This window comes from Elstera litoralis (assembly GCF_000963705.1).
Lineage (GTDB): Bacteria > Pseudomonadota > Alphaproteobacteria > Elsterales > Elsteraceae > Elstera > Elstera litoralis.
Map to the genome: position 1 here is coordinate 1 of NZ_LAJY01000269.1, position 8,750 is coordinate 8,750.

The 8,750-nt window shown below is 63.6% G+C and carries 7 protein-coding genes, 2 pseudogenes and 1 riboswitch; of the genes and pseudogenes, 6 read left to right on the forward strand and 3 right to left on the reverse strand.

The annotated features are described in order from the left end of the window. Nucleotides 1-620 precede the first annotated feature (620 nt). From ftsH to VZ95_RS11035, 6 genes and pseudogenes are all read left to right on the forward strand, one after another. The gene (gene ftsH / locus VZ95_RS11010) at nucleotides 621-2,615 is read left to right on the forward strand and encodes an ATP-dependent zinc metalloprotease FtsH (protein ID WP_084627730.1); all 1,995 of its coding nucleotides are present in this window, start codon (nucleotides 621-623) and stop codon (nucleotides 2,613-2,615) included. 212 nt (nucleotides 2,616-2,827) lie between these two features. Continuing rightward, nucleotides 2,828-3,605, forward strand: a pseudogene (folP, locus tag VZ95_RS11015) (dihydropteroate synthase). 103 nt (nucleotides 3,606-3,708) lie between these two features. Continuing rightward, nucleotides 3,709-5,070, forward strand: a complete 1,362-nt coding sequence (gene glmM, locus VZ95_RS11020; protein WP_045775883.1) for a phosphoglucosamine mutase — start codon at nucleotides 3,709-3,711, stop codon at nucleotides 5,068-5,070. Between the two features lie 46 nt (nucleotides 5,071-5,116). Beyond that, a pseudogene (gene thiD, locus VZ95_RS11025) lies at nucleotides 5,117-5,815 on the forward strand (bifunctional hydroxymethylpyrimidine kinase/phosphomethylpyrimidine kinase); the annotation flags it as partial. A 177-nt stretch (nucleotides 5,816-5,992) separates the two neighbouring features. Then, a riboswitch (SAM riboswitch) is annotated at nucleotides 5,993-6,071 on the forward strand. Nucleotides 6,072-6,135: 64 nt separating this feature from the next. After that, a complete protein-coding gene (metZ, locus tag VZ95_RS11030; RefSeq protein ID WP_156995241.1) occupies nucleotides 6,136-7,338 on the forward strand; it encodes an O-succinylhomoserine sulfhydrylase in 1,203 nt (400 codons plus the stop codon). An 8-nt stretch (nucleotides 7,339-7,346) separates the two neighbouring features. Further along, nucleotides 7,347-7,769, forward strand: a complete 423-nt coding sequence (locus tag VZ95_RS11035; RefSeq protein ID WP_045775885.1) for a rhodanese-like domain-containing protein — start codon at nucleotides 7,347-7,349, stop codon at nucleotides 7,767-7,769. Between the two features lie 64 nt (nucleotides 7,770-7,833). Here VZ95_RS11035 and VZ95_RS11040 read toward each other — a convergent pair whose 3' ends face one another. From VZ95_RS11040 to VZ95_RS11045, 3 genes are all read right to left on the reverse strand, one after another. After that, nucleotides 7,834-8,304, reverse strand: coding sequence for an ATP-binding cassette domain-containing protein (locus VZ95_RS11040; protein WP_232302616.1), 471 nt, complete (start codon nucleotides 8,302-8,304; stop codon nucleotides 7,834-7,836). Then, entirely contained in the window at nucleotides 8,195-8,542 is a 348-nt protein-coding gene (locus VZ95_RS27090) for an ATP-binding cassette domain-containing protein (protein ID WP_232302617.1), read from the reverse strand. The genes VZ95_RS11040 and VZ95_RS27090 overlap by 110 nt, the downstream gene beginning before the upstream one ends. Further along, the coding region (locus tag VZ95_RS11045) for an ABC transporter ATP-binding protein C-terminal domain-containing protein (protein ID WP_045775886.1) at nucleotides 8,529-8,750 on the reverse strand (222 nt) is incomplete at its 5' end. The genes VZ95_RS27090 and VZ95_RS11045, both read right to left, overlap by 14 nt.

Consider the following 8,750-nt stretch of genomic DNA (forward strand, 5'->3'; position numbering starts at 1 on the left):
CCTGGGGCCTCGCGCGCATGCCGATAGCCGCGCTCGCCGATGGACCGGAGGAGGTGCGCTGGCGGGCGTTGGCGCGGCTGGGGGCCTGGGCGGGCGGCAGTGCCTATCCACCGCGTTTTTGAGGGCGTACAGCGGCTACTGAGTCGCTTGCAGGCTGCTGCGGAGGGGCGCGACGCGATCACCCTCGGCGGCGCGCTCTGGGTGCGCTCTGGGACGGTTCTTTTGGATCGGGCGCGAGCTTGCGGCCCTTGCCGCGCCCCTGCCGCTTCCGCCGGGTGCATTATCGGCGCGCTGGGACGGGCGGTTTCGCGCTCTCGCCTTGGAAAAAGATTGGACTCTGAGTGGCTTAGGCGCGGCGGCGGCGGCGCAGTTGCGCCGGTCGCCCGCCCTGAAGCAGCCGCAAACCTGGGGGGCTTCGATGCTAGCGCGGACCCCGGCGGCGCTTCTGGCGGGAATCCCTGCGTTTCAACGTCTTGACTGTCCTCCTTCGTGCCCCACTTGTCAAAAATGCCAGGGTTGTCCCCCCGCTTTTGTCGACGCCGCTGCGTCCCCTTGTCGCCGGGGGGGAGCGGGGGAGTTGACGGCAGGTCGGATCGGGGGCATGTCACTGGGAATGATCGATGCCATCGGGTGCGCCACTTGTGCCCGATCTGGTGCGGAAAGGGTGGAGCCTCGTGAATAATATCGGGAAAAATCTAGCGCTCTGGGCGATTATCGCCGTCTTACTGGTGGCGCTCTTCAACCTGTTTCAGAGCCCGTCCACGCGCTCCGGCCAGTCGCAAATCGCTTTTTCTGATTTCTTGTCGGAAGTTCAGCAAGGGCGCGTGACAGAAGTGACGATCCAGGGGCCGAATATTACGGGCCGCTACGCCGATAACCGGACGTTCACGACCTATTCGCCGCAAGACCCCGGCCTTGTCGATCGTCTGGTGAAGCAGAACGTCCGCATTATTGCCGCGCCGATCGAGGATGGTATTCCTGGTATTCTCGGTATTCTCGTCTCCTGGTTCCCGATGTTGCTCTTTATCGGCGTGTGGATTTTCTTCATGCGTCAGATGCAGTCCGGCGGCGGCAAGGCGATGGGCTTCGGCAAATCGCGCGCGCGCCTTCTGACCGAAAAGGTCGGTCGCGTCACTTTCGATGACGTTGCGGGCATCGAAGAAGCCAAGCAGGAACTGAATGAAATCGTCGAATTCCTGCGCGACCCGCAGAAGTTCCAGCGCTTGGGCGGCAAGATTCCGAAAGGCGTACTGCTGGTCGGCCCGCCGGGTACGGGTAAGACGCTGCTGGCCCGCGCGATTGCTGGTGAAGCCAATGTGCCGTTCTTCACCATTTCGGGCTCCGACTTCGTTGAAATGTTCGTTGGCGTCGGCGCGAGCCGCGTGCGCGATATGTTCGAACAGGGCAAGAAAAACGCCCCTTGCATTATCTTTATCGACGAAATCGATGCGGTCGGTCGCCATCGCGGCGCGGGCCTCGGCGGCGGCAATGACGAGCGCGAACAAACGCTCAATCAGTTGCTGGTCGAAATGGATGGGTTCGAGGCCAATGAAGGCGTGATCCTGATCGCGGCGACCAACCGTCCCGACGTGCTCGATCCGGCGCTGCTGCGCCCCGGCCGTTTCGACCGTCAGGTCGTTGTCGCCAACCCGGATATCAACGGGCGCGAGCAGATCCTGAAGGTTCATATGCGTAAAGTGCCGCTGTCGGCCGATGTTGATCCGCGTGTGATTGCGCGCGGCACGCCGGGCTTCTCCGGGGCCGATCTCGCCAACCTCGTCAACGAGGCCGCCCTTCTCGCCGCCCGCCGCAACCGCCGCGTTGTCGGGATGAAGGAATTCGAAGAAGCGAAAGATAAGGTCATGATGGGGGCGGAGCGCCGCTCGATGGTCATGACCGATAAGGAAAAGGAACTCACCGCCTATCACGAAGCCGGGCACGCGCTGGTGATGGTGGAAGTGCCGGGCCATGATCCGGTGCATAAGGTGACGATCATCCCGCGCGGTCGCGCGCTGGGCGTGACGATGTTCCTGCCGGAACGGGATAAATACAGCCAGTCGAAGCTTGAGCTTGAAGCGCTGATTACTTCGCTGTTCGGCGGGCGTATGGCGGAAGAGCTGATCTTCGGGCCGGAAAATGTCACGACCGGGGCCTCCAACGACATTCATCGGGCAACCTCGCTGGCCCGCCGGATGGTGACGGAATGGGGGATGAGCGAAAAGCTGGGCCGTTTGCGCTATAGCGAGAATGAAGAGGAAGTGTTCCTCGGCCATTCCGTCACCCAGCGCAAGAATGTCTCCGACGCCACGGCGAAGATCATTGATGATGAAATCCGCCGGATCATCGATTATTCCGAAGGGCGCGCGCGGGATATTCTGACGGGGAATATGGATGCGTTGCACCGGCTGGCGAAAGCTTTGTTGGAGCATGAAACCATCTCCGGCGATGAAGTGCGCGCTTTGATCCGGGGCGAATCCATCGCCCGCGATGCGTCCGACGATGCGCCGACGCCGACCCCCTCCGGCCCCACCGGCAATGCGGTGCCGGGCGGCGGGCGGCGGGTGCCGAGCAGCGGCGATTTGAACCCCTCGCCGCAACCTGGGGGTAGCGCTTAGTTTTGGCTGAGTTCCTCTTCGAGCCTATTCTCTGTGACCCCACCCCCGCGCGGCCCCGCCTGCGCGGGGGTTGGCGTTCGATGGCGGATATCATTCCTTATCCGTCGAATTACACCCCGCCAGCGGCCTCCTCGATGGCGCGGCGGGTGAATATCTTCGCGCAGCGCGTCGCGTTTCTGCCCAATGGGTTGGGCCAGCAGCACACGGCGATTATGGGCATTCTCAACGTAACGCCCGATAGTTTTTCCGACGGTGGCCAGCATGGCACCCCGGAAGCCGCCATTGCTGCGGGCTTGCGCTTGATGGACGCCGGGGCCGATCTGCTCGATATCGGCGGTGAATCGACCCGGCCTGGTGCCGCGCCGGTCGATCCGCAAGAAGAAATTCGGCGCGTGGTTCCGGTCATCCGGGAGCTTGCCAATCGCGGTCTGCTGCTCTCGATCGATACGCGCCATGCCGAGGTGATGGCGGCGGCGTTGGCGGCGGGCGCGCATATCATCAATGACATTACCGCGCTTGAGGGCGACCCTGCTGCCGTTCGCGTGGCGGTGCAGAGCGGCGCGCCGGTCATCCTTATGCATATGCGTGGCCCCGATCCGCGCACGATGCAGGATGATCCGACCTATGGCGATGTGGTGGCGGAAGTGTATCGCTACCTCGGCCATCGCGTCGCCGTGCTGGAAGCGGCGGGAATTCCGAAATCGCGGCTCTGTGTCGATCCCGGCATCGGTTTCGGTAAGATGCCTGCCCATAATCTTGCGCTGTTGCGGCATCTTCAGTTGTTGCACGGGCTCGGGTGTGCGGTTTGCTGGGGCGTCGCGCAAGCGGTTCATTTCGGCGGTCTCGGCGGACGAGCCGCCGCAGGACCGGCTCGGCGGATCATTGGCGGCGGCGATCACGGCTTTTTCGGCAGGGGTGCAAATCGTCCGCGTGCATGATGTGGCCGAAACCGCCCAGGCGCGCGCCGTTTGGTTCGCTACCCACGCATAATCGCGTGTCCCTCTTTTTCGGCATGGGGGGTGCGATTCTCTTTCCTGGGCGACGGCACCGTGATTTGCTATAGGAATGGGGTAATTTTGGTACTCGGGGTTTTATGACGCGCAGTCTTTTTGGAACGGACGGGATTCGGGGCAGGGCTAACACCCATCCTATGACGGCGGCTATGGCCCTCCAGGTCGCACAAGCGGCCGGGGCCTATTTCCAATCGGGACAAGTGCGACGACACGCGGCGGTGATCGGCAAAGATACGCGCCTGTCGGGCTATATGATCGAAGCGGCGCTGACGGCGGGGCTGCTGTCGCGCGGGATGGATGTGCTGCTGGTCGGCCCGCTGCCGACCCCGGCGATTGCCATGCTGACGCGCTCGATGCGGGCGGATGTGGGCATTATGGTGTCGGCCTCCCACAATCCTTACGAAGATAATGGCATCAAGCTGTTCGGCCCCGATGGGTATAAGCTCTCCGACGAGGCCGAGGCGGAAATCACCCGCCTGATCGAAGAGCCGGATGCTTTGCCGCCGTTGGTCGATTCGAGCCGGATCGGCCGGGCCAAACGGCTGGAAGACGCGGGCGGGCGCTACATCGAATTCGCCAAATCCAGTTTTCCGCGCGGGCTTATTCTCGATGGGCTGAAGATCGCCATCGATTGCGCCAACGGGGCGGCCTACCGCGTTGCACCGACCGTGCTGCGCGAATTGGGGGCGGAGGTGATCCCGCTCGCCGTCTCCCCGGATGGCACGAACATCAACCGCGACTGCGGCGCTACGGCGGTTGCGCATCTGGCGACGCAAACGGTGGCGCATGGCGCACACATTGGCCTAGCGCTGGATGGCGATGCCGACCGGCTGATCGTCGTCGATGAAACCGGCCAGATCATCGACGGCGATCAAATCATGGCGCTGATTGCGACCGCCTGGGCGCGCGCGGGCCTGCTGCGCGGCGGCGGGATCGTGGCGACCGTTATGTCGAACATGGGGTTGGAGCGGCATCTGGAGGCCCAGGGGCTTGGCTTGCGACGCACGAAGGTCGGCGACCGTTACGTGCTGGAAGCCATGCGCGCCGAGGGCTTCAATGTCGGCGGCGAGCAATCGGGCCATCTGATTCTGGCCGATTATGCCACCACGGGCGATGGGTTGATTGCCGCTTTGCAGGTCTTGGCCTGTCTAGTCGAATCGGGCAAGCGCGCCAGCGAATTAACGCGCGTGTTTAAACCCTTTCCGCAAATCTTAAAGAATATTCGCTACGCTCCGGGCATTGATCCGCTGGGGCTCGATCCGGTTCTGACCGCGATTGCGGCGGCCGAGCAACGGCTGAAAGGGTCGGGGCGGCTGCTCATTCGCAAGTCCGGGACCGAACCGCTGATCCGCGTGATGGCGGAAGGGGAGGATCCGGTTTTAGTGGCCGAGACGGTCGATGCGTTGATCGCAGTCGTAGCCTCTGCGCTGGCGACAGCCTAGAGTGACATGGAATAACGGGCGGGTTTTGGGATAAGGGAGGCACGGCATGCAGATCAAGGGACGGGTTCTGGTAGTCGCCGGCTCCGACAGCAGCGGCTGTACGGGTATTCAGGCCGATATAAAAACCATTCTGGCGCTGGGCGGCTATGCCATGTCGGCGGTAACGGCGGTAACGGCGCGCGATACGTTGGGCATCGTCGATATCCATCCGATCCCCCCGGCTTTCGTGCAACGCCAGATGCGCCTTGCGTTGCAGGATATCGGGGCCGACGTTATTCACCTCGGCATGCTGCACAATGCCGATCTCATCAATGCCGTCGCCGATGTGATCGAAGAACTGGCCCCCGATGCGCCTGTAGTGCTCGACCCCGTTGCCGTGACCAAAACCGGGCGCTCCTTGCTGGATAAGGAGGGGATGCGCCATCTGAAAATCCGCCTGCTGCCGCGCACGACGATCATCACGCCCAACCTGCGCGAAGGCGAGCTTCTGGCGGGCATGGATATTCACACCGATGAAGAGCGCCATCACGCCGCGCAAATGATGCTCACCTTGGGCGCGAAAGCCGTGCTGCTGAAGGGCGGGCACGACGATCAAGACCCGGTGGTCGATCTGCTGGCGACCGAAGAGGGCGGGATTACCGAATATTCCGCGCCGCGCGTCGAAACCCGCCATATGGCCGGGATCGGCTCCACTCTGTCGGCAGCGATTGCTTGCGGCATGGCGCAGGGGCTGGAAGTGCATCGGGCGGTGGAACGCGGGCGGAGCTATTTGCAGGCCTGCATTAAAGCGCGCCGGGGTTCGGGCATGGCTCGGGGCCGATCAATCATGGCGTCAGCGTTGCCCCATTCATGCTGTAGAAAAATGAGGATCGCGGCAAAACCGCGATCCTTGACATTTGCCAAGCGGCATATTAGGAATTTTGACACTGTTCGTGGTGATTTGAGCCGACCGGCTTGCGGCCACGTTAAATAATCCGCTAAAAGGTCGTGCGCTCGGGCTTTCCCCCCGCGAACACCTGCCGGTCGACCGTATTTTTGGATCGAATGACAGCAGGAGCGGGCGTAATGAGCGAATTTTCCAATTCTCCAGATCAGTTAGATACTCTCCTCGTGCGGGGCGGTTTGGCGCGTTCTAACTTTGGCGAAACCTCCGAGGCGATTTTTATGACCTCGGGGTTCGTTTATGAAAGCGCGGCGCAAGCCGAGGCGCGCTTTACCGGGGACGATCCGGGGTACGTTTATTCCCGCTACCGTAATCCCACGCTGGAAGGCTTCGAGCAGCGGATGCGCCTGCTGGAAGGCGCGGAAGCCTGCCACGGCACCGCCAGCGGCATGGCGGCGGTGTTCGCCGCGCTCGCGGCCAGCGTCTCGGCGGGCGATCATATCATCGCCGGGCGGGCGTTGTTCGGCTCCTGTCACGTCATCCTCACTCAATTGTTGCCGAAATGGGGCGTGACGGCGACCCTGGTCGATGGGGCTGATCTCAAAGCCTGGGAAGCCGCGATCCAGCCGAACACCAAGGTTTTCTTCATGGAAACCCCGGCGAACCCGACCCTATCGCTGATCGATATCAAAGCCGTGGCCGACCTTGCCCATAGCGTCGGCGCGAGTTTGGTGATCGATAACGTCTTCGCCACGCCGTTGCTGCAAAAGCCGCTGGAACTGGGGGCCGATATCGTCACCTATTCCGCGACCAAGCATATCGACGGGCAGGGCCGCTGTTTGGGCGGCGCGGTGCTAGGCTCGGCGGCTTTTTGTACCGATAAGCTTCAGCCGTTCCTGCGCCATACCGGCCCGGCGCTGAGCCCGTTCAACGCGTGGTTGCTGGTGAAGGGGCTCGAAACCCTGTCCTTGCGCGTCGAGCGCTCCTGCGACAGCGCGGCGGCGCTCGCCGATCAGCTCTATGGCGATAAGGCCGTCGCCCAAGTGCTCTATCCGCATCACACGAGCCACCCGCAATATGACCTCGGCAAGCGCCAGATGACGCGCGGCGGCACGCTGCTGGCCATCGAACTGAAGGGCGGGCGCAAAGCCGCCTGGGCCTTTATGGACGCGCTCGAAACCGTGGATATTTCCAACAATCTCGGCGATTCGCGCTCGCTGATTACCCATCCGATGACGACGACGCACCGCGCGATGCCCGAAGACGACCGCACGGCGATGGGGATTACCGAAGGGCTGGTGCGCCTCTCGGTCGGGCTCGAAAGCCTGAAGGATCTGCACGACGATATCGCGCGCGGCCTCGCTGCAGCCGCCGTCCACGCCTAAGGAAGCCGATGATGAGCGATTATGCCGGGGATGTGTCCCCCAAAGAAACCTGGGCCGCGTTGAAAAACGATCCCGCCGCGATCCTGATCGACGTGCGCACCCCCGCCGAATGGGCCTATGTCGGCCTGCCCGATGTGGCGAGCCTTGGGAAACTCGTGCTCACCGTTGCGTGGCAAACCTGGCCGGAGGGGCAGCAGAACCCGGCCTTCCTCGCTGAAGCGCGCGAACAGGGGCTGAAACCCGGCCAGCCGGTCTATCTGCTCTGCCGCTCCGGCGTGCGCAGTCTGGCGGCGGCAAAAGCCCTTACCGAGGCGGGCTATGGCCCCTGCTATAATATCGCCGGTGGTTTCGAAGGCCCGCTCGACCCAACCCGCCATCGCGGTACGCTGGCCGGGTGGAAAGTGGAAGGCTTGCCCTGGCGGCAGGGGTAAATCGGTTCCCCAAGGGCTGCGCCCTTGGGCAGGGGTTCGGGGACAGCGCCCCCGAGACGATCTCTCACACGCCCAGCCAGCGTTCCGTCAAAGCCCGATCCGCCAACAGCGCCCCGGTCGCCCCCGCCGCCTGAACTCTGCCGCCGCCGAGCAGCAGCGCGCGCGGGGCACAGGCGCGGGCGACGGGGAGCATTTGTTCCGAGAGCAGCAGGGTAAGCCCGGCGGCGCTCATCAGTTTGATGGCATCGATCATGTCCTGCACGATCATCGGCGCGAGGCCTTCGGCGGGTTCGTCGAGCAGCAGCAGGCGCGGCTGTCCCAGTAGGCAGCGGGCGATGCTGAGCATCTGGGCTTCGCCGCCGGAAATCGCACCGCCGCGCTGGTGCGAGAGCGGGGCGAGGGCCGGGAAAAGCTCCAGAATCCGCTTACAATCCCAGGGCGGTAGCGGCGAGTCCGGATCGGGCGGGCGCAGGCCGGTGGCGAGATTTTCGGCGACGGTGAGATCGGCGAAAAATCCGGCGGTCTTCCGGCACATAACCTATCCCGGCGCGGGCGCGGCGGAAGGGCGGCCAGCGCGAAATATCCTCGCCGCGCCAGTGAATTTGGCCCGCCTCCAGCGGGAGCAGGCCGATGAGGGCTTTCATCAGCGTCGATTTGCCCGCGCCATTGCGGCCCAGCAGCGCCAAAGCCTCGCCTTCGGCCAGGGTGAAGCTCACCCCGTCCAGCACCGGCTGGCCGCCGTAGCCGAGGCGAAGCGCTTCAACCGTCAACATCGCTATTCCCCAGGTAAGCGGCCCGAACGTCCGGGTTCGCGCGGATCGCGTCGGGGGTTCCTTGCGCGATAAGGCGGCCCTGGTGCAGCACGGCGATGCGGTCGGCGTGGGCGAAGACCGCCTCCATATCATGCTCGGTAAACAGCACGGCGCAGCCCTCGGCGGCGCGGCGGGAGATCAGCCGATAGAGGGCGGCGCGCTCGCTGGT

Excerpts from the sequence above, each read along its gene's own strand:
- VZ95_RS27090 (WP_232302617.1), bottom strand. The coding sequence starts at position 8,542 with ATGTTGACGGTTGAAGCGCTTCGCCTCGGCTACGGCGGCCAGCCGGTG.
- VZ95_RS11035 (WP_045775885.1), top strand. The coding sequence starts at position 7,347 with ATGATGAGCGATTATGCCGGGGATGTGTCCCCCAAAGAAACCTGGGCC.
- VZ95_RS11040 (WP_232302616.1), bottom strand. The coding sequence starts at position 8,304 with ATGTGCCGGAAGACCGCCGGATTTTTCGCCGATCTCACCGTCGCCGAA.
- metZ (WP_156995241.1), top strand. The coding sequence starts at position 6,136 with ATGAGCGAATTTTCCAATTCTCCAGATCAGTTAGATACTCTCCTCGTG.
- ftsH (WP_084627730.1), top strand. The coding sequence starts at position 621 with ATGCCATCGGGTGCGCCACTTGTGCCCGATCTGGTGCGGAAAGGGTGG.
- glmM (WP_045775883.1), top strand. The coding sequence starts at position 3,709 with ATGACGCGCAGTCTTTTTGGAACGGACGGGATTCGGGGCAGGGCTAAC.